The following is a 25,943-nucleotide window of genomic DNA, read 5'->3' on the forward strand; positions in this document are numbered from 1 at the left end:
AACCGTTCGCGGCGAGGGTTGGCGGTCCACAAAGGATTACGGCTCGTGCGGTACCGCCGATATGGCCGGTCAGGCCTTGTCAAGTGGTCGGGGTGACAGGATTTGAACCTGCGACCCTCCGCTCCCAAAGCGGATGCGCTACCAAGCTGCGCTACACCCCGTACGTCACCCGACTCGCACCGAGGCCGGTGCGATGGTGTCGAATCGACGTGGGCTAGACTAACCTGCGTCGCACGGCGACCCCATGCGGGTGTAGCTCAATGGTAGAGCCCCAGCCTTCCAAGCTGGCTACGCGGGTTCGATTCCCGTCACCCGCTCTCGGTTGAAGGAGTGCCCCGGCCGCCGGGGCACTCCTTCTTTTCGGTTCCGGCCCGTATCTCGGTCTGGCCGGCATCGTGGAGCGACGGTGTTACCAAACACCCGGCGGTGCTCCGCACGGCATTTGTCCCACCCAAATCCGGTGCTCCAGGCTGCTCGAATAGACTCGGCCAGCATCCCGCGGTGAACTATGCCCGGGGTATCTAGTCCTGCATGCGCCCAAGGAGATCACGTTGAAAAGCACCGTCGAGCAGCTGAGCCCGACGCGGGTCAAGATCAACGTCGAGGTGCCGTTCGACGAGCTCAAGCCCAACTTTGACCGCGCCTACCGCAAGCTTGCCAAGCAGGTGCGCATTCCCGGTTTCCGGCCGGGCAAGGCGCCCGCGCGAGTGCTGGAAAGCCGGCTCGGCCGCGGGGCAGTGCTCGAAGAGGTCGTCAATGAGGCCATTCCCGCGAAGTACATGGAAGCCGTGAACAGCGGGGAAGTGCGCACCCTCGGCCGTCCGGACCTCGAGGTCACGCAGATCGAGGACGGTGACACGCTCGCGTTCACCGCCGAGGTCGATATCCGCCCGCAGATCACCATCCCCGCCTTCGGCGAGTTGGCCATCACCGTCGACGACATCGAGCTCGACGAGTCCGAGGTCGAGGAGCAGCTTGACCAGCTGCGTGCTCGGTTCGGCACGTTGTCCGGAGTGGATCGCCCCGCCGAGTCCGGCGATTTCGTTTCCATCGACCTTTCGGCCACTGTGGACGGCGAGCCGGTCGAGGACGCCACCACGTCCGGTCTGTCCTACGAGATCGGTTCCGGTGAACTCGTCGAGGGCATCGACGAGGCGTTGATCGGCGCCAACGAGGGCGAAACGAAGACGTTCACCACCAAGCTGGTCGCCGGCGAGTACGCCGACCGGGACGCCGACGTCGAGGTCACCGTCCAATCGATCAAGCACCGCGAACTCCCCGAAGCCGACGACGAGTTCGCCCAGCTGGCCAGTGAGTTCGACACCATCCAGGAACTGCGCGACGACCTGCGGCAGCGGGTCGAGCGGGTCAAGCGGATGCAGCAGGGCGTGCAGGCCAGGGACAAGGTGCTGGACGCGCTGCTGGAGAGCACCGAGATACCGGTGCCGGACAGCGTCGTCGAGTCCGAGGTGGACGTACGCAAGCACGACGCGATCCACGCCTTCGACCACGACGACGCCGCCTTCCAGAACTGGCTGCAGGAGCAGGGCCAGTCCCAGGAAGAGTTCGACGCGGAACAGCGGGTCGAGGCCGAGAAGTCCGTCCGCAGCCAGCTGCTGCTGGACACCATCGCGGACGAGCAGAACCTCCAGGTTTCGGACAACGAACTCACCGAACGCATCGTCTACCAGGCGCAGCGGTTCGGGGTGAGCCCTGATGAGTACGTCCAGCGTGCGCAGCAGTCCGGCCAGCTCGGTTCGATCTTCGCCGACGTCCGGCGGGGCAAGGCCCTTGGCACCGTGGTTCGCTCGGCCACGGTGACCGATGCCAGCGGTAACGCGATCGACCTCGACGAGCTGTTCGGGCCTGCGGAGGACGCCTCCGCGGAGGCGTCGACTGACGAGACAGCCGCGGTGGAAAGCTCAGATGAAGCGGTGCCGGCGGACGAGACCTCGACGGTTGAGGCCTCGGACGCGGCCGGGGACAGCGAGCAATCGGATCAGCGCGATAAGTGATTTCGCACGCTCTGGGCGAACGTGGGCGGTGTCGGGAAGTCGGCGCCGCCCACGTTCGTTAGGGTCGATTGCATAGAGATCAGCTCACCCGAATCTCTGAAAGAAAGCAGGCAGACGTGACGCAGCACCCCACGCCCGAGATGCGGACGGCGACCGCTGGGCTCAACCTGAACGACTCGGTGTACGAGCGGCTGCTCCGGGAACGGATTATCGTCCTCGGCTCGGAGGTCAAGGACGATATCGCCAATCAGATCACCGCGCAGCTGCTGCTCTTGTCCGCGGAAGACCCCGAGTCGGACATCAAGTTCTACATCAACTCGCCGGGCGGTTCGGTCACCGCGGGCATGGCGATCTACGACACGATGCACTTGATCGAGTGTGACGTGGTGACCGTCGGAATGGGCCTGGCGGCTTCGATGGGGCAGTTCCTGCTCTCCGCCGGCACCCCTGGCAAGCGCTACGCGCTGCCGCACGCGCGCATCCTGATGCACCAGCCTTCGGCCGGCGTTGGTGGCACCGCGGCCGACATCGCGATTCAGGCCGAGATGCTGGTCAAGCACAAGCAGGAGATGGCCGAGCTCATCGCGCAGCACACCGGGCAGTCCGTGGAACGGATCGTGTCCGACTCGGACCGCGACCGGTGGTTTACCGCGCAGGAAGCGCAGGAGTACGGCTTCATCGACCACGTGCTTTCCCGTGAGAACCAGCTCCCCAGGTCGGGCAGCTGAGGCACGTACCCCACGAGGAGATATTTCAGATGAGCGAGTTGCATCTTCCGCAAGCCCGGTACGTGCTGCCGTCGTACATCGAGCGGACCAGCTACGGGGTCAAGGAATCCAATCCCTATAACAAGCTCTACGAGGAACGGATCATCTTCCTCGGTGTGCAGGTCGACGACGCCTCCGCGAACGACGTGATGGCGCAGCTGCTGCACCTCGAGCACGACGATCCGGACCGCGACATCACGATGTACATCAACTCGCCGGGTGGTTCGTTCACCTCGCTGATGGCCATCTACGACACCATGCAGTACGTCCGCCCGGACATTTCCACCGCTTGCCTCGGCCAGGCTGCCTCGGCCGCGGCCGTACTACTCGCGGCCGGTACCCCCGGCAAGCGGATGGCATTGCCGAACACCCGCGTGTTGATCCACCAGCCGGCTACCGAGGGTGTTTACGGTCAGGTGTCGGACCTGGAGATCCAGAACAACGAGATTCAGCGGGTGCGCAGGCTGATGGAGTCCACCCTGGCCAAGCACGCGAACAAGTCGGCGGAGGAGATCCGGCAGGACATCGACCGGGACAAGATTCTCACCGCCGAGGAGGCGAAGGAGTACGGCATTGTCGACGAGGTGCTGCCGTACCGCAAGATGTCCGCGTCGTAAGACACCTGGGCTAGCGGCGGCCGGACCGGTAAATTGGCGACACGCTCGACCGGTCCGGCCTATGCTGAAAGGTGGGCGCGGGGCGTTGGTGGGCTGGTCCTCCCGCAAACCGGGGTCCGGCGGGTACCGTCAGCAGCAACCGCGACCTGCATGTCGGGTCGGTCAGCGATAGATACCGAGAAGTGCTGGCACATAGTGTGGTCTACCGGTCACACTGGCCAGTGGAATCGAGCCCGGAGACGTAACCAGGGGCATCTCTCGAGGTGCACCGGAGGGGACGAGGTCAGCGGTCATGGCACGAATCGGCGACGGCGGGGACCTGCTCAAGTGCTCATTTTGTGGCAAGAGCCAGAAGCAGGTAAAGAAACTGATCGCCGGACCGGGCGTGTACATCTGCGATGAATGTATCGACCTGTGTAACGAGATCATCGAGGAGGAGCTGGCTGAGGCCGGCGACGTCAAACTCGACGAGCTGCCCAAGCCCGCGGATATCCACGAGTTCCTCGAGCAGTACATCATCGGACAGGACGACGCGAAACGCAGCCTCGCCGTCGCGGTGTACAACCACTACAAGCGCATTCAGGCTGGTGAGAAAGGCGCGGCGAACCAGAGCAAGAACTCTGGCGAAGAGTCTGTCGAGGTCGCCAAGTCGAACATTCTGATGCTCGGGCCGACCGGCTGCGGCAAGACCTATCTCGCGCAGACACTCGCCAAGCTGCTCAACGTGCCGTTCGCGATCGCGGATGCCACCGCCCTCACCGAAGCCGGGTACGTCGGCGAGGATGTGGAGAACATCCTGCTCAAGCTGATCCAAGCGGCCGACTACGACGTGAAGCGCGCCGAGACCGGGATCATCTACATCGATGAAGTCGACAAGATCGCGCGCAAGTCCGAGAATCCCTCGATAACCAGGGACGTATCCGGTGAAGGCGTCCAGCAGGCCCTGTTGAAGATCCTGGAGGGTACGACGGCCAGCGTGCCGCCGCAGGGCGGGCGCAAGCACCCGCACCAGGAGTTCATCCAGATCGACACCTCGAACGTGCTGTTCATCGTGGCCGGCGCGTTCGCCGGGCTCGAGAAGATCGTCAACGAGCGGATCGGCAAGCGGGGCATCGGTTTCGGCGCCGACATCCAGTCCAAGATCGATGTGGACACCTCGGACTTCTTCGCGGACACGATGCCCGAGGACCTGATCAAGTTTGGCCTGATCCCCGAGTTCATCGGCCGGCTGCCGGTCGTGGCCAGTGTGACCAACTTGGACAAGCCGTCGCTGGTGCGCATCCTCACCGAACCACGCAACGCGCTGGTGAAGCAGTACAAGCGGCTGTTCGAGATGGACAACGTGGAGCTGGAGTTCACCGAAACCGCCCTTGAAGCGGTGGCGGATCAGGCGATCCTGCGCGGCACGGGCGCGCGCGGACTCCGCGCGATCATGGAGGAAGTCCTGCAGCAGGTGATGTACGACATCCCGAGCAGGGATGACGTGGCCAAGGTCGTGATCACCGAGCAGACCGTCAAGGAGAACGTGAACCCGACGATCGTCGCTCGGCAGCCTTCCCGGCGCCAGCGCAGCGAGAAGTCCGCGTAGCCCGCGTCGGTCAGTTAGCTAGTCAGGGGATTCGCGCTCGAGCGACCGCGAGGTGGTGCCGAGTGAATCGGTCACGGAACTCGGGTCCGTTTCGACTGTCTGGCCGCCACAGTGTCGCCCCAGAAACGCCAGCGTATCCGGCACTACGGAACTGAAATACGGCCCGGTGTGCCCGCCTGGGCGAATATCGGCGACCTCGGGCTCGACCGTCGTGATGAACCGGCGCGCGCCCTCGATGAACCGGTCACGGTCACCGCACCACACGCCGAGCGGGGTAGTGCCAGTGGCTCGCGGATGCCGAAGCGGGTCAAGCGAAGCCCACTCCCGCCGGCTCCGGAACGCCTCGCGTTTCCGCATCTCCCGCCACGAGGTGAGCAACGCGGGCGCGACAACGGCGATCGCGCCGAGCGGGGAGCCACGTTCCACCCGCCGCCGGCCGTAGAGCAGTGCGCCGAACCCGCCCATGGAAGTGCCGAGACACATTTCCGGCATGCCGTCCTCGCGTAGCCCCAAGCCCCGCTCCCGCAACCACCCGGGTAGCTCATCGAGCAGCATGGCGAGCGGATCATCTCCGTCGGGCTGCTCGTGCCAGTAGTGGTTTCCGCCGTCCACCGCGACCAGTGCGAACGGCTGCTGGCCAGGCTTCGACACCTGAGCGCGGAGCTGGTCGCCGAGTTCGGGAAGCCCGGTCGCGGCGGCGCGGCCGTTCAGTCCGTGCAGGACGAGCGCTACCGGTAGTTGCTCGGGCGGGTCCCGATCGGGGAGATGGGTCACCAGATTGACCGTGCGGCCCCGCGCCGCGGAATAGACTTGCTCGCGGACCGTCATACCGATCCGCTGCGGCGCGCCGATCGTCGCGGATAACCGTTGGTGCCCGAAGCGGAACTCCTCCAGCGCGGTGACGGCGAAGCCTGTCGCGGCCAACACCGCCGAGCCTGCGATAGCGAGGTAGCGGCGGCGGCCAAGGACCGCGTGCCGATGCGATTCGTCGCCTTGTTCCGTGCTGTCTGTGTTGTCGGAGCTCGGCATGCACCCCGCCTCCCGGTCGACTGGCACCGAGATCCATCCTGCCACGGTCGCGCCAGCCAGCCAGGCTTCCGAACGCAAGGACGCTCGGATGATCTAATCCGCGTCCCGCTCGACTCGGCCGGTTTTGTCCGTAATGGTGCGCTGTTCGGGGCTGACGACGCTTTCTCGGACTGTCGCATGTGGATGCTATCCGGGCTTGGGGACGTAGTCAGTGAGAAACCCGAGAACGTCGCCGACCACCGACTGGAAGAAGTCCGGCCCGTGTGGACCAGGGCGCAGATCAGCGTGCGTCGGATCGGCTTTCGCGATGAACTGCCGAGTGCCTTCGATGAACCGGTCGTCCTCGGTGCCGCACCACACTCCTAACGGGACGTCACCGTGCGCGCCGGGATTCCGTAGCGGGTCGATCGCCGCCCATTGCGCCTCGTCCGTGAAGGCGTCTCGGCTGCGCAACTCCGACCACTCGGTGAACAGTGCGGGGGAGACCACGGCAAGGGCACCGGGCGAGTTACCGCGCTCGCGGCGTCGACGAGCGTAGACGAGCGAACCAAAGCCGCCCATGGACACCCCGGTGGCCGCCCATGGCTGGCCATCCCCGCCGCCGAGCCCGCGTTCGCGCAGCCAGCGCGGGATTTCGTCAAGCAGCATGCCCAGCGCGTCATCGCCGTCCGGGTATTCGTGCCAGTAGTTGTCCCCGCCGTCCACCGAGACGAAGGCGAACGGGCGGGTTTTGCCCTCGGCGACCGCGTCCCGCAGCTGGCCGCCCCAGCCGTGCCAGGTGACCTCCTCCGCACTGCCGCCCCTGCCGTGTAGCAGCAGGGACACCGGCAGCCCAGCTGGCGGCTGCTCCTTCGGCAGGATGGTTACCAGGTTGACGTCCTGCCCTCGGGCACGGGAATACACCCGTTCGGTATGGGTGATGCCGGTATCCGCCGGTGGTCCGGGGTCGAACGTGCCACCCGTGGCCGAGGGCATGCTCTGGCAACCGGCGCTCAGCGCGCCAGCTCCGGCCAGTGCCACCGCGGAGGCGCTGGCCCGGAGCAGGGTTCGGCGGCTTGTACGGGTGTTCGAGTGTGGAGCTTCGCGCATAGCTGGTCGCTTATCCCGCATGCCGCGCGTAGCTGGGTGCCGTCGATTCTGGTGTATCGGTTTCGGGTATCCGGTGCCCTCCGGTGTAGACGTTCATCGAGGAACCGCGTAGGAATCCCACCAGGGTGATGCCGTTCTCCTCGGCCAGTTCCACGGCCAGCGAGGAGGGCGCGGACACCGCGGCCAGCATCGGAATACCCGCCATCGCCGCCTTCTGCACCAGCTCGAACGATGCCCTGCCGGAAACCAGCAGGATCTGCTCGCGCAGCGGCACCCGACCCTCCAGCACGCCCCAGCCGAGCACCTTGTCCACGGCGTTGTGCCGGCCAACGTCTTCGCGGACGGCGAGCGCCTCGCCGGCGGTGGTGAACAACCCGGCCGCGTGTAATCCACCGGTGGAGGCGAAAACTCGCTGTCGCTCGCGCAACGTGCCGGGCAACTCGGCCAGCAGTTCGGGCGGCACGCGCAGCGCCGCCGACCCCGGGTCGAACCGGGTCCGCAACCGCACCGCGTCCAAGGCGGCCTTGCCGCACACCCCGCAGGAGGACGTGGTGTAGAAGTTGCGCTCCACGCCGACATCCGGCGGATCAACACCGGCTGCGAGCGAGACATCGAGCACGTTGTAGGTGTTCTTGCCATCCGGCCCCTTGCCGTCGCAGTACCTGGCTACCGCGATATCGGCCTTGCCGCCGATCACGCCCTCGCTGAGCAGGAAACCGTGCGCGAGTTCCACATCGTGGCCGGGCGTGCGCATGGTGACCGCGAGTGCCTTGCCGTTCACCCGCAGTTCGAGGGGCTCCTCCGCGGCAAGGGCGTCCGGCCGTTGCCGTTCACCCCGTGGACCAATCATCCGTACTGGACGACGAACGGTCACCCGTCCCATGGTCAGCCTCCTCTCGCACGGCTGAATCCATCGTCTCACCTTGCCGAGGGAGTAGGCCCGCCCGATCAAATCAAGACTCTTTTATCAAGATGTCTTGCTAAATAAGTCTTGATAAAGATATCTTGAGCACATGACCGATGGCGCACCGGAGCGAATCAGCGATCCGAAGAAGTTGCGGGCCCTGGCGCATCCGTTGCGCTGGCGGTTGATCGAACTGTTGGGGGTGGCGGATCAGGCGACCGCGACCTATTGCGCCAGTGAGCTCGGCGAGAGCGTGGCGAGTTGCTCGTATCACCTCAACCAGCTCGGCAAGTACGGATTTGTCGAAGTGGTCGAATCCGAGGGCAGGGAAAAGCCGTGGCGGTTGACGAACTATGACCAGAGCTGGTCGGCCGAAGGGCTGGACCTGGAAGGTCAGCTGGCTGCCGAAGCGGTCTCCGAGGCGTTCCTCGAGCACACCTTCGATCAGTTCCGTCGACTTCAAGTCCAGCGGTCCCAGCAGCCGAAGGAGTGGCGCGAGGCCGCCGGCATGTCCGCTGGCACCACGTTCCTGACCGCCGAGGAGCTGGCCGAGGTCAAGGGCCAGCTACGTGCGGTCATCGATCGCTATTTCGACCGGCTTGCCGATCCCGGCTCGCGACCGGCGGGTGCTCGTCCGGTGCATCTGTTCGTCAGCGCACTCGGCGCCTGGGCGCCGGAACCGGATGAGGCCCGCGAATGAGCGCCCTCGGCTTAACCGTCGGACTCGGCAGGCACCTCGTCGAGACCGAGCCGGAGCCACTCGCCGGTGTTCAGTACGACGTGGAGATCCGCGCCCCTGCCGATCACCTGTGCGCGAAACGGCATTGGCTCCCCGCCGGGCAGGACGAGCCGGTACTCGCCCGTCACTCGCAGGCCTTCCGTCTCGAGCACACCAGTGGCCAGGCGGTCATGGGCGGCCTTGCCCCCGCCATACAGCGCGACCCGCGACCCGTCCACGGCAAGGGCCTTGGCGCCCCGAATATCGTTGTGCCACCAGGTGAGGGTGTCGTCCTGGATCCGCACGACGGGAAATCGCCGGTAGTAGCAGGTCCACGTCGCATCGTCGGTGACATTGAGCGCGTAGCAGTCGCTGATCGCGCCCCAGGGGTGCAGCGAATGCGAAGGGTAGTGCCAGCGGGCGGTGAGTTCGGTGTCGTAGCGGACCAGACCAGCCGCGCCGAGCGGCGAAGGGCCCGTGGTGCCGCTCCAGCCGAGGTTGCCGAAGACGCCTTCGTCGAAGTACCCAACCCAGACGTCCCCCTGGCGAGTGCTCAGCACGTGCTCGATGCCATCGCCGAGTGTCTGCTCGGCGCATACCTGCCCGGTCGAGTCGTAGGTGACCGCGTTTTGTTCCGGGCCGGCGTGGCGCCACTGGCAGCGCGCGGCGACGACGAGCACTCGGCCATCGGGCAACGGCTGGATCATCGGATGCGCACTCGGTCGCCAGTCGATCGGGGTACTGCTGGTCGTTGCCGCGGTGTGCGTGCTGATCCGAGCCCGCACCGGCAGCGAACTCTGGGTGGCTGCCTCGGGGTTTGCCGCCCACAACGCCAATGCTTCACCGGAAGGGCCGATCGAGGCGCATACCCGTACGTCGCCCGGATCCGGTGGCAGCAGCTGGGCGTGGTGGCCAACCGGGAGCGTCGGCAACGCGAGCATCGCCGCGCGCTGCTCGGCTTCCCGCTGCTGCCAACGACTCGTCGAAGCATTCACCGAACTATTGGAACACGCTCCTGGCTGGAGCCAGGACTTCGCTAAGTGGGTGATCTTGATGCTGGTTGACCCGACACAGGCAGCGGCCGTAGCCAAGTATCGCGCGGCGGACCCGCGCACGGTCGCGGCGCGCCAACGGAAGGCGCTGGCGGTATTGCGTTCCGGCCGCGCGGTGTGCACTAGTTGTGGTCAGCGCGCCACGCGGCGCTCGTTGCGGCCGGTCACGATCTGAACGCGCCGGCCGTAGGGCTTTCCTCTGGCAACGGGTAGTGCCATGCTGTGCAGCCGGAAATGGTTGCGCCTTCAATGAGACGCCCCGGAACGACCTGCCACGGAGGGCAATGCATGGCCGAAGGATTCCTCAGCAGATCGCGCATCGTCGCACCGAATGACTGGAACCGGTGGCTGATTCCACCCGCGGCGCTGTCCGTGCATCTGGCGATCGGTCAGGCCTACGCGTGGAGCGTGTTCAAATCACCGCTCGAGGGCACGCTGAACCTGTCCGGGACGCAGAGCGCGCTGCCGTTTCAGCTCGGCATCGTCATGCTCGGGCTATCCGCGGCGTTCGGCGGCACCCTGGTGGAACGTAACGGCCCGCGCTGGGCAATGTTCGTGTCGCTGGTGTGCTTTTCCGGCGGGTTCCTGATTTCCGCGCTCGGCGTGGCGACGGGCCAGTACTGGCTGGTGGTGCTCGGTTACGGCGGCGTCGGCGGGATCGGGCTGGGCATCGGCTATATCTCACCAGTGTCCACACTCATCAAGTGGTTCCCGGACCGTCCGGGGATGGCGACCGGAATCGCAATCATGGGTTTCGGTGGTGGCGCGCTGATCGCTTCGCCGTGGTCGAACCAGATGCTGGATTCGTTCGGCACGGACAGCTCGGGGATCGCGACGACGTTCGCGGTGCACGGCGTGGTGTACGCGATCTTCATGTCGCTGGGTGTGCTGCTGGTGCGGGTTCCGGCCGATGGCTGGCGCCCCAAGGGGTGGCGGCCGGAGCAGGCGAAGTCCGGAAAGCTCATCGCCACGGGCCATGTCTCCGCGAACACGGCGCTGCGTACCCCGCAGTTCTGGCTACTGTGGATAGTGCTGTGCTTCAACGTCACCGCGGGTATCGGGATCCTGGAGAAGGCGGCGCCGATGATCGTCGACTTCTTCGCGAACACCGAAGCGCCGCTCACGGTCGCCTCGGCAGCCGGTTTCGTCGCGTTGCTCTCGCTGACGAACATGCTCGGCCGGTTCGTCTGGTCGTCCACATCGGATATCGTCGGGCGCAAGAACATCTACCGGCTCTATCTGGGTGGTGGGGCGCTGCTCTACCTCGGGATCGTGCTCAGCGGCGACTCCTCGAAGGTGGTGTTCATCCTCGCCGCGCTGGTGATCCTTTCGTTCTATGGGGCCGGATTCGCCACCATCCCGGCATACCTGCGCGATCTGTTCGGCACCTACCAGGTCGGCGCGATCCACGGCCGGCTGCTCACCGCCTGGTCCACCGCAGGAATCCTCGGGCCGCTGATCGTCAACGCGGTGGCCGACAGTCAGGCTGCCGCGGGCAAGAGCGGGCCGGCGCTGTACACGGTCTCGCTGTACATCATGATCGGCCTACTCGTGGTTGGCTTTGCTGCCAACGAGTTCGTCCGGCCGGTCAACCCGAAGCACCACGAGCGGTTCGCGGACAGCGAAGCGGAAGGGGCCAACCGATGAACGACAGCGTGCGCACACGGCCCCGTGCGGGCCTGCTGACCTTCGTGTGGTTGTGGGTCGGCATACCGTTCGGTTACGGCGTTTACCAGCTGGCCACCCAGGTCGTGCAGTTGTTCACTGGCTAGCCGGTCATCCGGTTAGGGTGTGCGGATGGCTGCAGGCGCCGAAGCGTATGACGTTGTCGTAGTCGGTGGCGGGCACAACGCGCTCGTCGCCGCCGCATACCTGGCCAAGGCCGGCCGTTCGGTACTGGTCGTGGAACGCCGCGCCGAGGTGGGCGGCGCGGCGGTCAGCACCGAACCGTTCGCCGGCGTTCCGGCACGACTTTCCCGTTACTCGTATCTGGTGAGCCTGCTGCCGGACCAGATCGTGGCTGATCTCGGGTTGCGGCTGACGCTTCGCTCGCGCGCGGTGTCCTCGTACACCCCGCGGCGGGACGGCACCGGGCTGCTGGTGACCGGCGGCGACGAGGATGCCGCCACCTTCCGCGCGGTCACCGGCTCGGAGCGCGATTACCAGAACTGGCAAGCGTTCTACGCCGATCTTGGCGCGCTGGCGAAGGTACTGGCGCCGAGTCTGCTCGAGCCGCTGCCGAGGCGCGCACGGCTGCGCGCGGCGGTCGTCGGCGCGGCGGGGGAGCGCACCTGGACGCGGGTGTTCGAGCAACCGCTTGGCGCCACGCTCGAGGAGCTGTTCACCGACGACCTGGTGCGTGGGGTGGTCGCCACGGACGGGCTGATCGGTACACATACCTCGCTGCGCGACCCCGGTCTGCTCGCGAACCGTTGCTTTCTTTACCACGTGGTGGGCAACGGAACTGGGGACTGGCGGGTGCCGGTCGGTGGCATGGGGGCGGTGACCGCGGAGCTGGCGCGGGTCGCGCGGGACTCCGGCGCGCGGATCGTCACCGGTGCGGAGGTGACCAGTGTCGAAGTCGATGGTCGGGATGCCGAGGTGCACTATCGAGTAGGCGATACGGCCCATCGAGTCGGCGCGCGACGGGTACTCAGTGGTGTCGCGCCCGCCGAGCTCGATCGGTTGCGCGGTAGGCAGTCCGCCATTCCCGCAGGGGCGCAGCTGAAGGTCAATATGCTGCTGCGCAAGCTGCCTGAGCTTGCCGACGGCACCGACCCGCGAGCGGCGTTCGCCGGTACCTGCCATCTGAACGAGTCGTACCGCCAGCTGGAGAACGCCTACGCGCGGAGCGCGGCGGGGCAACTGCCAGATGAGCTGCCGGGCGAGATGTACTGTCACTCGCTGACCGATCCGTCGATTCTCGGCCCGGAGTTGGCCGAGCGCGGTTGGCAGACCCTCACCCTGTTCGGGCTCCACCTGCCGGCTGGGCTGTTCGAGGCGGACAACGCAGGGCTGCGGGATCGACTGGTCGCCGGGTACTTCGCGGCGCTGAACGAGTACCTTGCCGAACCGATCGAGGACTGCCTTGCCCGCGATACGCGGGGGCGGCCGTATGTGGAGGCCCGCAGCCCGCTCGACCTTGCCGAGGAGCTGCGGATGCCCGGTGGGCACATCTTCCACGGTGACCTGGGGTGGCCCTATGCGGCCGAGACGGAGGTCGCGGATCCCTGGGGTGTGCGCACTGATACCGACAACCTGTTGCTGTGCGGTAGCGGTGCCCAGCGCGGCGGCGGGGTCAGTGGTATCGCCGGCCACAACGCCGCGATGGCCGTACTGCACGACTCCCGTTAACCCACCAAACCGCGTTCCTGAGGGATCTTGCGGTTGCGGTTATTCCAGGCGGATCACGATGGACTTGGAGGTCGGCGTGTTCGACTTGTCCGCCACCGAGTTCAGCGGCACCAGCGCGTTCGCTTCCGGGAAATAGGCGGCCGCGCAGCCCTGCGCGGTCGGATAGTGCACCACCCGGAAACCCTTGGCGCGCCGCTCGTGGTCCTCCCACTCGCTGATCAGATCGACCAGCTGGCCATCGGCAACACCCTGCGCGGCCGCGTCGTCCGGATTGACCAGTACGACCCTGCGGCCGTCCTCGATGCCACGGTAGCGATCGGACAACCCGTAGATTGTGGTGTTGTACTGATCATGGCTGCGTAGTGTCTGCAACAGCAGCCTGCCTTCGGGGATCTCCGGCGCGGTGAACTCGTTGACCACGAAGTTCGCCTTGCCGGTCGAGGTTCCGGTGAACTCCCGCGAATCCCTCGGCGGATGCGGCAGCACGAAGCCATCCGGCTGGCGCACCTTCGCGTTGTAATCGGTGCAACCCGGAACCACCTTGGCGATCCGATCCCGGATCCGGTCATAGTCGGCTTCGAACTCACCCCACGGAACCGCGTGATCCGCGCCGAGCAACTCCCTGGCAAGTCCACAAAGGATGGAAACCTCGGACCGCAGTTGCTCGCTTGCCGGATCCAGCCGGCCGCGTGAGGCGTGCACCGCGGACATCGAATCCTCCACGGTCACGAACTGCTCGCCGCCGGCCTGCTGGTCACGTTCGGTGCGCCCGAGCGTCGGCAGGATCAGCGCCTCGGTGCCATGCACGACATGCGAGCGGTTCAACTTCGTCGAGACATGCGCGGTCAGCTGGCAGGACCGCAGCGCGGCGGAACTCGCGTCAGTGTCCGGGGTCGCGGACACGAAGTTACCGCCCATGCCGAGGAACACCTTGCCCTCGCCCGCGCGCATCGCGTTGATCGCCTGCACCGTGTCATACCCGTGCTTGCGAGGTACCGGGATACCGAACTCCGTCTCAAGCGCGGAAAGGAAGGTCTCCGGCATCTTCTCCCAGATGCCCATCGTGCGGTCACCCTGCACATTGGAATGCCCGCGCACCGGGCACAACCCCGCGCCCGGTTTGCCGATCATGCCACGCAGCAGCGCGAGATTGGAGATCTCGGTAATCGTCGGCACCGAATGCTTGTGCTGGGTAAGCCCCATCGCCCAGCAGTAGATCGTCCGCTCGGAGTCAGCGATCATGCGCGCCACCCGGACGATCTGTTCCTTGCTCATCCCGGTTGCCGCGAGTACCCGGTCCCAGTCCAGCTCGCGTACTGATTCGGCGTATTCCGCGAAGCCGTGCGTGCGCTCGGCGACGAATTCCTCGTCCACGATGGTGCCCGGCGCCGCCTGCTCCCAGGACACCAGCAAATGCCCGATGGCCTGGAACAGCGCGAGGTCGCCGCCCAGCTTGATCTGGCAGAACTCGTCAGCCAACTGGGTGCCCTTGCCGACCACGCCGCGTACGTTCTGCGGGTTCTTGAACCGCAGCAGCCCAGCTTCGGGCAGCGGGTTGACCGCGATGATCCGCGCGCCATCGCGCTTGGCTTCCTCGAGCGCGGAGAGCATCCGGGGATGGTTCGTGCCGGGGTTCTGCCCGATGACGATGATCAGATCCGCCTCGCCAATATCGGCGAGGCTGACCGAGCCCTTGCCGATACCGGTCGTCTGGGACAGCGCGGCGCCGGAGGACTCGTGGCACATGTTGGAACAGTCCGGCAGGTTGTTCGTGCCGAACGAGCGCACCAGGAGTTGGTAGAGGAACGCGGCCTCGTTGCTGGTGCGACCGGAGGTATAGAAGATCGCGTCGTCCGGGCTCGGCAAGGCGCGCATCCGACTGGCCAGCAGTTCCAGCGCACCGTCCCAGGAGATTGGCTCGTAATGGCTCGCACCGGCCCGCAGCACCATCGGCTCGGTCAGCCTGCCCTGCTGGCCGAGCCAGTAGTCGGTTTTGTCGGCGAGCTCGGCCACACTGTGCGTGGCGAAGAACTCCCTGGTCACACGGCGCTTGGTGGCTTCCTCGGCCACCGCTTTCGCGCCGTTTTCACAGAACTCGGCGAGCTTGCGGTGCCCCTGCGCTTCCGGCCAGGCGCAGCCAGGGCAGTCGAACCCCTCGCGCTGGTTCAGCAGCCGCAGCGTGCGCACGGTGCGGCCGGGCCCCATCTGTTCGAGTCCCCGGCGAAGCGACACCGTGACACCGGTGACGCCCGCCGCCCAGTCTTTCGGCTTGCCGACTTCGAGTTCGGTCTCATCGATGTCGTGCCGCGGTGCCTTACGAGCCATAAGCCAATCTTGCGTCCTATAGCGAGTGTTGACCAGTGTCAGGTTGAGCTGAACCGGTACCCGTCTCGCGGTGTGGACGCTCAGGCAGCGGCAGCCGCGCGTTTCGTGTGGCCAGTCAAGGTCTTTCGGGACAGTGAGCGGTCCAGTGCGATCACCAACACCAGCAGCGCACTGGCGCCGATCAGCAGCCAGGCGAGCTGGTGCAGCCCCGCCGAACTGGCCTCGGCCCCGTAGGCGAAGGCGATCAGCGTGGATGCGCCGATCGCGCCGACATACTGCGCGGAACGGAACAGCCCGCTGAGCGTGCCGAGCTGCTCGGTCGGCGCCTGCGCCTGCAACACGGTCTGGTTGGTGACACTGGTCAGTCCCTGCGCGATCCCGAAGACCAGCGCGATGCCGAGTAGCAACAGCAGGGGGCTAGCCGTGTGGGTGAACAGCAACATACCGGCGCCCGCACCCAGAACGATCCCGCTGACCAGCAGCTTCGCCCGGACTCCTCGTCCGCGTGCGGCGAGTGCCGCCGTACCGATAGCCATCCCGGACATCGGCAGCAGCAGGATGCCGGCCACCGACTCGCTCAACCCCCTGCCCTGTTCCAGCCATTGCACGTAGCCGAACATGATCGCGTAGATGATCAGGAACGCGAGTGCCTGCCGGAGATAGGTACGCAGGATCGGCCGGTTCGCGCGCAGCGTGCGCAGATCCACGAACGGGGTACGGACGCGAAGTTCCACGAGTATGAACGCGCCGCCCACGACTATCCCGATCAGCAGGAGGTAAGCCGACCGCGGCGCGGGATCCATCACGAACAGCAGTACCGCGAACATCGCGAGGGAAAACAGCAGAATGCCGCCGAGGTCGACCTTGGTCAGCGGGGTGCGGTTGGCGGTGCGGTCGTCCTTGGGCAGCCAGCGCAGCGCGAGCACAATCGCGACGACACCGAGCGGTACGTTCACCGCGAAGATCGACGGCCAGCCGAAAAGCATGATCAACACGCCGCCGAAGGCCGGTCCGATGGCCATCGTGGTCTGCGCCGCGATCGCCAGGGTGGCAAGCGAACGCCGGGGCACTTCGGTCGCGGCGTCCTCGGCCCGGTACCGCAGAATCGTCATGGCGGCGGGAAACGCGGCGCAGGTACCGATTCCCAGTAGCGCGCGAACCCCAACCAGCCATTCGAGGGACAGCGCCAGCAGGCCGCCGGCGCCGGCCAGCACCACGATGCCGGCGCCGACCAGCAGTACCCTGCGCGGTCCGAACCGGTCGACGAGCAAGCCCATCAGGGGTTGGCCGATCGCGGTAGCGAGATAGAGCGCGGAGATCAGCCACGCCGTTTCCGCGGGGCTAGCGCCAAGGCTGTGTCCGATGGGGATCAGCGCCACCGCGATCAGCGTTGAGTTGATCGGGTTGAGCAGGGCGCTGGCCACAAGTGGGGCCATCAGCCGGGCACCGAATCCGGGTGTGCGCGTGGTGGTGGTCGCTTTCGTGGTCCTCGCCTCCTGGTCGGCGGTCGGGGTGGCTGGGATTACCTGGGCAGTGGGCTCGCTGCGGGCGGATCGGCTGGTTCGGCCGGCGAGGCGCCGGCGGCTGCCTGGGGCGCAGCCGTTGCCGCTGCTTCGGTTGCCCGTACGGCGGCAAGGCGTTCCAGTAGCGGTAGCGCGGTGACCAGCGTCTGGCGCTCGGCCGGCGTGAACTGGTTGGCCAGCGCGGCGGCCAGCCACTCGTCTCGGGTGCGCCGTAGCCCGCTCATCGTCTGCCGGCCGTGTTCGGTGAGCGAGATCAGCGACCGTCGCCCGTCGTGCGGATCGGCGGTGCGTTGCAGGTGGCCAAGCTGTTCCAGTGCCGTGACGTTCGAGGCCATGGATTGCTGGCGCACCTGCTGGACCTGTGCCAGCTGGGCCTGACTGGCCGGGCCGTTGCGATACAGCTCGCTGAGTACCGCCGTCTGCGAAGGCGTGAGCACACCGGCGTGATCGACCTGGCGGAGCCGGCGGTGGAGCTGGCCGATCGTGCCGCGCAGCCGGCTTGCGGCGCGGGCGACGCTCGGCGATACGGTAGCCATATACACAGTCTAGACTGTGCAGTTTGAGCTGTGTATATGAGTCGCGTCGCACCAGCCAGAACGGGGTTCGTAGACTTCCGGTGTGACAACCACCCAGCCCGCAGCAGACGTGTCGGACCTCCCTACGCACTGGGTTCCAGCCGAGGTAGAGGAGCAGCTGTACCGCCGCTGGGTCGACGCGGGGTATTTCACCGCGGACCCGGCGAGTGACAAGCCGGCGTTCTCGGTAGTAATCCCGCCGCCGAATGTCACCGGCTCGCTGCACCTTGGCCATGCGCTGAACAACACGCTGATCGACGTACTGGTGCGCCGGAAGCGAATGCAGGGCTTCGAGGCGCTGTGGGTACTCGGGATGGACCACGCGGGTATCGCCACCCAGACGCGGGTCGAGCGGCACCTGGAGGCGACCGAGGGCAAGTCCCGCACGGACTACTCGCGCGAGGAGTTCCTGGACAAGGTCTGGCAGTGGAAGCACGAGTACGGCGGCAAGATCCTCGGCCAGATGCGCAGGCTGGGCAACAGCGTCGACTGGTCCCGCGAGCGGTTCACAATGGACCCCGGGCTGTCCCGCGCGGTGCAGACGATCTTCAAGATGCTGTACGACCAGGGGCTGATCTACCGCGCTGAGCGGTTGGTGAACTGGTCGCCGGCGCTGCGCAGCGCGATCAGCGATATCGAGGTGGACTACCAGGACGTCCAGGGCGAGCTGGTTTCCATGCGCTACGGCGAGGGCGACAAATCGGTGGTGGTCGCCACGACCCGGGTGGAGACCATGCTCGGGGACACCGCGGTCGCGGTGCATCCGGACGATTCGCGGTACGCGCATCTGGTTGGTACCCAGATCGAGCACCCACTCACCGGGCGGTTGATCCCGATCGTCGCGGATTCCTATGTGGATCCGGAGTTCGGTTCGGGGGCCGTGAAGATCACCCCGGCACACGACCCGAACGACTTCGAGATCGGTCGCCGGCACGAGCTGCCGATGCTGACGATCATGGACGAGGCCGGCACGATCACCGGTACCGGCACCGAATTCGACGGCATGGACCGCTTCGAAGCTCGGGTCGCGGTGCGCGAGCGGCTCGCCGAACAGGGGCGGATCGTCGCCGAGAAGCGGCCGTATGAGCACAGCGTTGGGCATTGTTCGCGGACCGGCGTGCCGATCGAGCCGCGGCTGAGCCTGCAGTGGTGGGTCAAGGTGGAGCCGCTTGCCAAGGCTTCCGGTGACGCGGTTCGCGACGGCCGGGTGCGCATTCACCCGCCGGAGCAGGAGCCACGCTGGTTCGGCTGGGTCGACGACATGCACGACTGGTGCATTTCCCGGCAGCTGTGGTGGGGGCACCGGATCCCGATCTACTACGGCCCGGACGGCGAGATCGCGTGCGTTGGCCCGGATGACGAGGTTCCCGGCGAGGGCTGGACGCAGGATCCGGATGTGCTGGACACCTGGTTCTCCTCCGCACTGTGGCCGTTTTCCACCCTTGGCTGGCCGGAGCGGACCCCGGAACTCGAGCGGTTCTATCCGACCAGCGTGATGGTGACCGGCTACGACATCCTGTTTTTCTGGGTGGCCAGGATGATGATGTTCGGGTTGTACGCGATGGACGGTGTCCAGCCGTTCCAGCATGTGTTGCTGCACGGACTGATCCGGGACCAGTTCGGCAAGAAGATGACCAAGTCCAAGGGCAACGTGGTCAACCCGCTGGAGTGGGTGGACGACTACGGCGCCGATGCCACCCGGTTCACCCTCGCCCGCGGTTCGGTACCCGGCGCCGATCAGGCGATCTCCGAGGAGTGGGTTGCCGGCTCGCGGAACTTCTGCACCAAGTTGTGGAACGCCAGCAGGTACGCGCTCAGCAACGGGGCGAATATCGCCGGCGAGTTGCCGCCGCACGACGAGCTGACCGACGCCGACCGCTGGATCATCGATCGGGCGGATGCGGTGATCGTCGAGGCGGACGAGCTGTACGAGCGGTTCCAGTTTGGCAAGGCCTGCGAAGCCCTCTACCACTTCGTCTGGGACGAGTACTGCGACTGGTACGTGGAGCTGGCGAAGGTGCAGATCGCCGAGGGCGGGCAGCGCGCGGAGCGCACCCGGCTGGTGCTCGGGCACGTACTCGACACGATGCTGCGCGTGCTGCATCCGGTGATCCCGTTCGTCACCGAACGGCTGTGGATCGCGCTGACCGGCGGCGAATCGCTCGTGGTCGCGCAGTGGCCGCAGCGGCGTGGCCGGGAGCGCGATGTTGCCGCCGATGAGCGGATCCAGGATGTCCGCAAGCTGGTGACCGAGATTCGCCGCTTCCGGTCCGAGCAGGGCCTCAAGCCGGGGCAGCGGGTGGCCGCCCGGCTGTCCGGCCCGGCGGCGGTCGGGTTGGCGGCGCACGACAGGGCGGTCCGCGTACTGGCGAAGCTGGACGAGCCGAGCGAAGCGTTCACCCCGAGCGCGAGCCTGGAGGTGCTGCTCGGCGCCGGCTCGCTCACCGTGGAACTCGACCTGTCCGGGGCTATCGATGTGGCCGCGGAACGTAAGCGGTTGACCAAGGATCTGGCCGCGGCGGAGAAGGAGCTCGCCGGCTGCGTGGCGAAGCTGGAGAACCCCAACTTCACCGACAAGGCGCCGGCCGACGTGGTCGCGAGGATCAGCGAACGGCGGGACACGGCCGCGGCCGAGGTCACTCGGCTGACCGAACGGCTAGCCGCCCTGCCACAGGCGTAACCCTCCGCCCGGTGACCGCGGCCTTGAGGGATCTTGCGGCCACCGGGCGGTCTGATCAGTGGGTTGGGGCGTATGCGTTGTTGATGACGTCGGCCATCCCCGCCATACCCAGTTTGGTGGGGTGATAGCGCGCGGCGTCCGGCTGGTCGTGCTGGCCGTTCACCCACGCCGCATCCGCGGGCGCGCAGATGTCGTGCCCGGTAGATGGTTCGTAGACATCCACGAAGCGCACGCGCTCGCCACCGGTGGCCGCGCCATCGGCCAGCGCGGTACCGATCGCCCGCTCGACCTCATCGGCCCAGGCGTAATCGCCCTCGGCGAAGGGCAGGCGCTCCGGACAGAAGCCCTCCTCGGGCGCCAGCCGCGGGTAGTTGATCACCAGCACCTCGGCCTCCGGCGCTCGCTCGGTGATCCCACGCACCACCGCGCTGATCCGCTCGGTCAGCTCTGGCATCCGCGCGAGCAGTGTGTCCTGCCCGTCCTCGGTGAAATGCGCCTGGCATGGCGCACCGGTCGGGTCGCTTTCCCTGAGTTCAGGGCACACCCCGACGAGGTTGCCGAACAGCCCGAAGTCATTACCCCCAATACCCACCGTGACCAGGTCGGTGTCCGCGCGCAGCGCGTCGAACTGTGGCGCGTTCTGCTCCCCGCCCTCCAGCGGCTGCGGCCGGGTCATATCCGCGGTTTGTGCCCCGCCGCAGCTCACGTCGGTGAACTCGACCACGTCCAGCCGCTCGGCGAGTATCGATGGGTAGTTGTTCGTCGAGCGGGCGCAACCAGCGGGGTCCGGCCGCTGCTCGGGAATCAATGGGCCGGAGGTGAACGAATCTCCCAGGGCCACATAGTGATCAACCGGCGGCGCTGGGTCCGTCGACGGCGCGGCGAACGCCTGGCTCGCCCCGACGACCAACAGCGATACCGCTGCGCTGATACCGATGAGATTGCTCTTGCGCACTCGCGCTCCCCCAAGACGTTGTCGCATGCCTCGAACCGTGGACACCCTATGTGGCCGGGCCGGAACGGGTGCACGCAGGCATCCGCGACGGCCGTAGACTCGATGCGGGATATGTCGTTATCGGAAAGGCCGAGTACGTGAATGGCATCGAGCCGATCGATCTGGACGAGCTACGGGCCGTCGAGGCCGAGCTGAACACCCGCTGGCCGGAAACCAAGATCGCTCCGTCCACCGACCGGATCGCCGCGCTGCTCAGCATGCTCGGGGACCCGCACCACTCGCTGCACACCGTGCATATCGGCGGGACGAACGGGAAGACCTCGGTTGCCAGGATGGTCGACGCGTTGCTGACCCGCCTCGGTCTCCGGGTCGGCCGCTACGTCAGCCCCCACCTGCAGCTGGCGACCGAGCGCATCAGCATCGATGGCGCCCCGATCAGCGCCGATGGTTACGTCGAGGCTTTCCGCGACGTCGGGCCCTATGTGTCCATGGTGGACGGGCGAAGCGATGTTGCGATGACCAAATTCGAGGTGCTCACCGGGATGGCCTTTGCCGCCTTCGCGGACGCGCCGGTCGAGGCGGCCGTGCTCGAGGTCGGCATGGGGGGCACCTGGGACGCGACCAATGTGGCCGACGCGCAGGTCGCGGTGATCGGACCGATCGGACTGGACCACGTCGAACACCTCGGCAACGACCTCGCCGGGATCGCGAAGGAGAAGGCCGGCATCATCAAGCCCGGCTCGGTCGCGCTGCTCGCCGAGCAGGAGCCGGAGGTCATGCGGGTGCTGCTGGAACGCTGCGTTGAGGTGGACGCGACCGTCGCCCGCCAGGGCCAGGAGTTCGGCGTACTGCAGCGCGAGGTGGCGGTGGGTGGTCAGCGCCTCAAACTGCAGGGGCTCGGTGGTGTCTACGACGAGATCTTCCTGCCCCTGCATGGTGCGCATCAGGCGGACAACGCGGTGCGCGCGCTGGCCGCGGCCGAAGCTTTCTTCGGCGCGGGCTCGGACAAACGGCTCAACCAGGAAGCCGTGGCGGAGGCGTTCGCCGAGGTGCGTACGCCCGGCCGGATGGAGCGGGTGCGCTCGGCACCGACGGTTTTCGTGGACGCCGCGCACAACCCGCACGGCGCCCGCGCCCTGGCCGCGACCATCACCGAAGAGTTCGCGTTCCGCCGGCTGAACGGGGTGCTCGCGGTACTCGAGGACAAGGACGTGTCGGGCATCCTTGCCGAGCTGGAACCGGTGCTCTCCGAAGTGGTGATCACCCGTAATTCCTCGCCGCGCTGTATGGACGTGGATGAGCTCGCTGGCTTGGCGACCCAGGTGTTCGGCGAGGAACGGGTGGTCGTGGAGCCCACTATGGACGACGCGGTGACCAGGGCCATCCAGCTCGCGGAAGAAATGCAGGATCCGGAGGAACCCCTTGCCGGCAGCGGTGTGCTGATCACCGGTTCGGTGGTTACCGCTGGCGAGGCGCGTGCGCTGTTCGGAAAGGAGCCGGCGTGAGTGAGTCAGCTACCGAGGAAGGCCGCAAGCAGGCTGAACCGGCGCCGCAGCGACCCCAGAAAGATCCGCTGCGGTCGTTCCGGGGCGTGATGGCTGGTGCCCTCCTGCTGGAAGCCATCGTCGTTGGCCTGGCACTGCCGCTGGTGGACACCCTCGGTGACGGAGTCGGCACCGCGCAGGGTGCGCTGGTGATCGGCGTCGTGGTGGCGCTGGTGCTCTGCTGCGCGTTCCTGCGGTTCGACTGGATCCGGATCGTGATCGGGCTGATCCAGCTGGTGTTGCTTGCCGGGTTCTTCTCGCTGGTCGCGATCGGCATCATCGGCCTGGTGTTCTGCTGCGTCTGGGCCGGCTTGTTCTGGATGCGGTGGGATGTGGCGCGGCGGATGGCTGCCGGTCAACTACCGAGCCAGCAGCCGACCCCGGAGCAGGCCTAGCTACCGAAGTCGGTCCGCATCGCTACGAGGAACAGCGTCACGTTGAACGCGGCGATCCCGAGGCACGCCGGCACCTGTATCCGTAGCGGCTTCTGACGCCGGAACAGGTAAATGGACAAGACGAAGCCGACGATCCCGGCGGCGATCATCGCGATCTTCGCGGGTAGCCAGACCACGTGGAAGATCCCGATCCAGAAGCAGCCCAAACTACTGAACACCGCTGCGGCGATCAGGTAGGCGCGCAGCAAGACTTCGAGAACCAGCAGCGTGACCTTCGCGGTTTTCCGCGACTTCGAGTCCGACGGCTGCGGTTCACGGGCCATTGCTGGACGGTAGCCCGACCCAACGGGAAACGGTGCCTAGTTGCGGCGATTCTGTTCGGTCCGACACCCGACTAGTCCAATCGCAACACTCGCAAATCGGGCGAACTGCGGATATCGCGTTCGCAGAACCGGCCAGCCACCCATTTGCTAGCAGAGAATAACTCGGTCTGGTCCGCGAAATGCGGTGAGCTCGGATCACTGGATTGCGAGTAGGTCAGCAGGGTGGACACATCCGGGCAGCGGTCCCCGGTGAAGGCCACGGACTGGATGTAGCTTGACCCGTGCACCACCTCGGTGTTGCCGCGTTCGGGATCCCAGGTGGGCACCAGCATGTTCAGTACGCCGAGCTCTTCGGGCGCGCCATGGACCGGGATTCGCCGTTCTCCGCGCTCCACGAACTGATTCTCGCCAAGCGGGGCATCCAGGGCGATCCCCGCCGACCGCAGTTCCGCCGCGGCGTTCCCGAAGGCCGCCCGCACCTCGGGATGATCGGTACGCAGTGTGTTCGGTGTCCCGAGTGGATCGTTCGGATCGAACGGCACCCGCCACGGGCTCACCGAGAAGTCCTCGAGCGCGAGCACGAACCGTTCGAACAGCAGTGCGCCCCGCGCGTCCAGTCGATAGTCGTGTCCCCATCCGGCCAGGGCGGCGCACCCTTCCGCGACGGGGACCGGGCCGGCGGCGGACGGCGCCTGTCCATCCGGGAAGGACGCGCACATCCGCGCCGTATCCGCCGCGGCCAGTTCGGCGACCGAACTGCGATTGGCGAACAGCATTCGCTGCATCGATTCGCGGTCGAACCCCTTGCCTGGTCGCCCATCGGTGCCCGCGAGCCGCTCGGTGACGGTACGCAACGCCTCCCTGGTGCGTGGCGAGCGTTCGGTGTATTTGTCGCCGACGACGCGTGGATAGTCAGTGATCGGTTCGGTCGCGTTCGTCAGCCAGGCGCTATCATTCGAGTTCAGGACATAATCGTCCCGCTGCTGGCTGGGTAACGCATCCGGGCCGAACAAGCCGGGTTCGATCGCATCCGGATCGCTACCCCAAGCGCATCCGGAACGCGAACCGTCGAGCACCGAAAGGCCGGTGTCCGGGAAAAGCTGCTGGCCGAGCGGGGTTCCGCAGCGCTTCGCAAGCTCGTCGGTGACGTGCGGGACCACCTGGATATCGCTGTACAGCGCAGTTCCTTCGTTGTCCGACGCGATGGTGTTAACCCATGGCACGCCCTGCGTTTCGCGCAATGCGTGGTGCAGATCCGCGGTGCTCTGCGCTCTGTTGAACTCGAACCAGGTGTTCAACCCGCGCATGTTCGTCATATTGGCGTCCCGGATGGCGTACGCGGACTCCGCGGTCCAGGGCAGCGGTACCCCCGCGCCGGAGGTCACTACCGGACCGTATTCGGTGGAGTACAGGGTGCGGGACACCGGCCGCACCGAGCCGTCCGGCTGCTTCGCTTGCACCGTCACGGTTCGACTGGTCATTCGTTTCGGCTTGCCGTCAACCAGGTAGCTGGTCGGGTCGTCCTGCGCGAGCTGGACCTCGTACAGGCCAAAGGTTCGCGGGGTAGCGACGGTATGCGTCCACGCGACACCGTTAGTATGTCCTATTTGGATTAACGGGAGGCCGAGCAAGCTGCCGCCGGCCACGTTCAGCTCGCCGGGAATGGTGAGCTGTGCCTGCCAGAACCTACGGCCGCCCTGCCACGGATAGTGCGGGTTGCCGAGCAGTACGCTCCGCTCCTTGCCCGTGGTGCCCGCCGAGCCGATGGCGATTCCGTTACTTCCCATATCGGGAGTACGCAGCGCGGCGCCCAACCGTTGCGCGGTGGGCTGCTCGGCCGGGCTCGTGCCGGCCGATGGTGGCTGGGCGCGGGAGATGCCGTCGACCACCAGGCCCTGCCCGCTGATCGTGGCGATCGCGTAGAAGTGCCGGTACACATCGGTCACGGTGATCGGCCGAAGCCACTCGGCGCCACGGCAGGTGGGGTCGGTGATCCCGTCCGGACCGCGTTCGGCGAGGTACCGGTTGTAGCCCCGCGTGTAGCCGTCGAGCAGTTGACGCACCTCCGTGCGTGGACCGAGCGGCGCTGGGCGTTGCGCGAGTCGTTCCACGATCCCGGAATCGTTGATCTGCTTGAAGTGCAGATCGCTGTCCAGGTTGGTGCTCGCCGAACCGAGCGCCGGATCCGCTGGCTGGTCCGCGCCGAGGAAGCGGGAGCGTTCCGCGCTGACGGTGAGGTAGCCGTTGGCGATCTCGCAGATGTTGTCGGTCGCGGCGGCGTAGCCGTACCCGTAGCCGAGATCGCGGTAGTTGTTCGCGCGAATATGCGGGACGCCGTATTCGGTGTAGCGGATCGTGCTGCGTGCCTCGCCGGCGTCTGCTGATTCGGCCGTTGCGGACGGTGCTACCAGCGGCAGCAGAGCGCAGGCGAATCCGATGATGAGCAGCCGAGTGGCGTGGCCGTATCGACGATGGCGCATCGGGTCTCCT

General features: G+C 66.5%; 22 protein-coding genes and 2 tRNA genes. 13 read left to right on the forward strand and 11 right to left on the reverse strand.

Annotated features, from left to right (window positions below):
* Positions 1 to 84: 84 nt before the first annotated feature.
* Positions 85 to 161 (reverse strand) — tRNA-Pro (locus tag EV191_RS20925).
* Between the two features lie 85 nt (positions 162 to 246).
* On the opposite strand from EV191_RS20925, the gene EV191_RS20930 reads away from it, so the two are divergent.
* From EV191_RS20930 to clpX, 5 genes are all read left to right on the forward strand, one after another.
* Positions 247 to 317 (forward strand) — tRNA-Gly (locus EV191_RS20930).
* Between the two features lie 234 nt (positions 318 to 551).
* A complete protein-coding gene (tig, locus tag EV191_RS20935; RefSeq protein ID WP_132878837.1) occupies positions 552 to 2,015 on the forward strand; it encodes a trigger factor in 1,464 nt (487 codons plus the stop codon).
* Between the two features lie 116 nt (positions 2,016 to 2,131).
* Positions 2,132 to 2,743 (forward strand): ClpP family protease, encoded by a 612-nt coding sequence (locus EV191_RS20940; RefSeq protein ID WP_132878838.1) that lies wholly within the window; start codon positions 2,132 to 2,134, stop codon positions 2,741 to 2,743.
* 29 nt (positions 2,744 to 2,772) lie between these two features.
* Positions 2,773 to 3,399 (forward strand): ATP-dependent Clp protease proteolytic subunit, encoded by a 627-nt coding sequence (locus EV191_RS20945; protein WP_132878839.1) that lies wholly within the window; start codon positions 2,773 to 2,775, stop codon positions 3,397 to 3,399.
* Between the two features lie 292 nt (positions 3,400 to 3,691).
* Positions 3,692 to 4,987 carry an ATP-dependent Clp protease ATP-binding subunit ClpX gene (gene clpX / locus EV191_RS20950; protein WP_132878840.1) on the forward strand — a complete coding sequence of 432 codons (1,296 nt, stop codon included), beginning with the start codon at positions 3,692 to 3,694 and terminating at the stop codon, positions 4,985 to 4,987.
* A gap of 18 nt (positions 4,988 to 5,005) precedes the next feature.
* On the opposite strand, the gene EV191_RS20955 is transcribed toward clpX, so the two are convergent.
* The 3 genes from EV191_RS20955 to fdhD all read right to left on the reverse strand — a co-directional run bounded on the left by EV191_RS20955 (position 5,006) and on the right by fdhD (position 7,988).
* Complete coding sequence (locus EV191_RS20955; RefSeq protein ID WP_132878841.1) at positions 5,006 to 6,016, reverse strand: alpha/beta hydrolase; 1,011 nt, start codon at positions 6,014 to 6,016, stop codon at positions 5,006 to 5,008.
* Positions 6,017 to 6,202: 186 nt separating this feature from the next.
* Entirely contained in the window at positions 6,203 to 7,105 is a 903-nt protein-coding gene (locus EV191_RS20960) for an alpha/beta hydrolase (RefSeq protein WP_132878842.1), read from the reverse strand.
* A gap of 10 nt (positions 7,106 to 7,115) precedes the next feature.
* Entirely contained in the window at positions 7,116 to 7,988 is an 873-nt protein-coding gene (gene fdhD, locus EV191_RS20965) for a formate dehydrogenase accessory sulfurtransferase FdhD (protein WP_132878843.1), read from the reverse strand.
* A gap of 130 nt (positions 7,989 to 8,118) precedes the next feature.
* On the opposite strand from fdhD, the gene EV191_RS20970 reads away from it, so the two are divergent.
* A complete protein-coding gene (locus tag EV191_RS20970) occupies positions 8,119 to 8,709 on the forward strand; it encodes a winged helix-turn-helix domain-containing protein (protein ID WP_132878844.1) in 591 nt (196 codons plus the stop codon).
* Positions 8,710 to 8,720: 11 nt separating this feature from the next.
* Here the strand turns inward: EV191_RS20970 and EV191_RS30150 are convergent, their stop codons facing one another.
* The gene (locus EV191_RS30150) at positions 8,721 to 9,722 is read right to left on the reverse strand and encodes a hypothetical protein (RefSeq protein ID WP_165913037.1); all 1,002 of its coding nucleotides are present in this window, start codon (positions 9,720 to 9,722) and stop codon (positions 8,721 to 8,723) included.
* A gap of 58 nt (positions 9,723 to 9,780) precedes the next feature.
* Between EV191_RS30150 and EV191_RS30155 the strand changes: the two genes are divergently transcribed.
* The 4 genes from EV191_RS30155 (at position 9,781) to EV191_RS20985 (ending at position 13,133) form a co-directional block, all read left to right on the forward strand.
* Positions 9,781 to 9,954 (forward strand): hypothetical protein, encoded by a 174-nt coding sequence (locus tag EV191_RS30155; RefSeq protein WP_165913038.1) that lies wholly within the window; start codon positions 9,781 to 9,783, stop codon positions 9,952 to 9,954.
* A gap of 113 nt (positions 9,955 to 10,067) precedes the next feature.
* Complete coding sequence (locus EV191_RS20980) at positions 10,068 to 11,426, forward strand: OFA family MFS transporter (RefSeq protein WP_132878845.1); 1,359 nt, start codon at positions 10,068 to 10,070, stop codon at positions 11,424 to 11,426.
* Positions 11,423 to 11,551, forward strand: coding sequence for an MFS transporter small subunit (locus tag EV191_RS30845; protein WP_279388447.1), 129 nt, complete (start codon positions 11,423 to 11,425; stop codon positions 11,549 to 11,551). The genes EV191_RS20980 and EV191_RS30845 overlap by 4 nt, the downstream gene beginning before the upstream one ends.
* Positions 11,552 to 11,576: 25 nt before the next feature.
* Positions 11,577 to 13,133: a phytoene desaturase family protein gene (locus EV191_RS20985; protein WP_132878846.1), complete on the forward strand. Its 1,557-nt coding sequence runs from the start codon at positions 11,577 to 11,579 to the stop codon at positions 13,131 to 13,133.
* Between the two features lie 39 nt (positions 13,134 to 13,172).
* On the opposite strand, the gene EV191_RS20990 is transcribed toward EV191_RS20985, so the two are convergent.
* From EV191_RS20990 to EV191_RS21000, 3 genes are all read right to left on the reverse strand, one after another.
* A complete protein-coding gene (locus tag EV191_RS20990) occupies positions 13,173 to 15,458 on the reverse strand; it encodes an FdhF/YdeP family oxidoreductase (RefSeq protein WP_132878847.1) in 2,286 nt (761 codons plus the stop codon).
* 80 nt (positions 15,459 to 15,538) lie between these two features.
* Positions 15,539 to 16,894, reverse strand: coding sequence for an MFS transporter (locus tag EV191_RS20995; protein ID WP_132878848.1), 1,356 nt, complete (start codon positions 16,892 to 16,894; stop codon positions 15,539 to 15,541).
* Between the two features lie 86 nt (positions 16,895 to 16,980).
* A complete protein-coding gene (locus tag EV191_RS21000; protein ID WP_132878849.1) occupies positions 16,981 to 17,517 on the reverse strand; it encodes a MarR family winged helix-turn-helix transcriptional regulator in 537 nt (178 codons plus the stop codon).
* An 82-nt stretch (positions 17,518 to 17,599) separates the two neighbouring features.
* Between EV191_RS21000 and EV191_RS21005 the strand changes: the two genes are divergently transcribed.
* Positions 17,600 to 20,236 (forward strand): valine--tRNA ligase, encoded by a 2,637-nt coding sequence (locus tag EV191_RS21005; protein WP_207894598.1) that lies wholly within the window; start codon positions 17,600 to 17,602, stop codon positions 20,234 to 20,236.
* A gap of 55 nt (positions 20,237 to 20,291) precedes the next feature.
* Here the strand turns inward: EV191_RS21005 and EV191_RS21010 are convergent, their stop codons facing one another.
* A complete protein-coding gene (locus EV191_RS21010) occupies positions 20,292 to 21,218 on the reverse strand; it encodes an SGNH/GDSL hydrolase family protein (protein ID WP_132878850.1) in 927 nt (308 codons plus the stop codon).
* Between the two features lie 110 nt (positions 21,219 to 21,328).
* On the opposite strand from EV191_RS21010, the gene folC reads away from it, so the two are divergent.
* Positions 21,329 to 22,696: a bifunctional tetrahydrofolate synthase/dihydrofolate synthase gene (gene folC / locus EV191_RS21015; protein WP_132878851.1), complete on the forward strand. Its 1,368-nt coding sequence runs from the start codon at positions 21,329 to 21,331 to the stop codon at positions 22,694 to 22,696.
* Positions 22,693 to 23,130: a DUF4233 domain-containing protein gene (locus tag EV191_RS21020; RefSeq protein WP_243659101.1), complete on the forward strand. Its 438-nt coding sequence runs from the start codon at positions 22,693 to 22,695 to the stop codon at positions 23,128 to 23,130. The genes folC and EV191_RS21020 overlap by 4 nt, the downstream gene beginning before the upstream one ends.
* Here the strand turns inward: EV191_RS21020 and EV191_RS21025 are convergent.
* Positions 23,127 to 23,453 (reverse strand): hypothetical protein, encoded by a 327-nt coding sequence (locus EV191_RS21025; protein ID WP_132878852.1) that lies wholly within the window; start codon positions 23,451 to 23,453, stop codon positions 23,127 to 23,129. The genes EV191_RS21020 and EV191_RS21025 overlap by 4 nt on opposite strands.
* Positions 23,454 to 23,524: 71 nt before the next feature.
* Positions 23,525 to 25,933 carry a penicillin acylase family protein gene (locus EV191_RS21030; RefSeq protein WP_132878853.1) on the reverse strand — a complete coding sequence of 803 codons (2,409 nt, stop codon included), beginning with the start codon at positions 25,931 to 25,933 and terminating at the stop codon, positions 23,525 to 23,527.
* Positions 25,934 to 25,943: the final 10 nt, after the last annotated feature.

Origin of the sequence: Tamaricihabitans halophyticus, assembly GCF_004340875.1 — a bacterium.
GTDB classification, from domain to species: Bacteria; Actinomycetota; Actinomycetes; order Mycobacteriales; family Pseudonocardiaceae; genus Tamaricihabitans; species Tamaricihabitans halophyticus.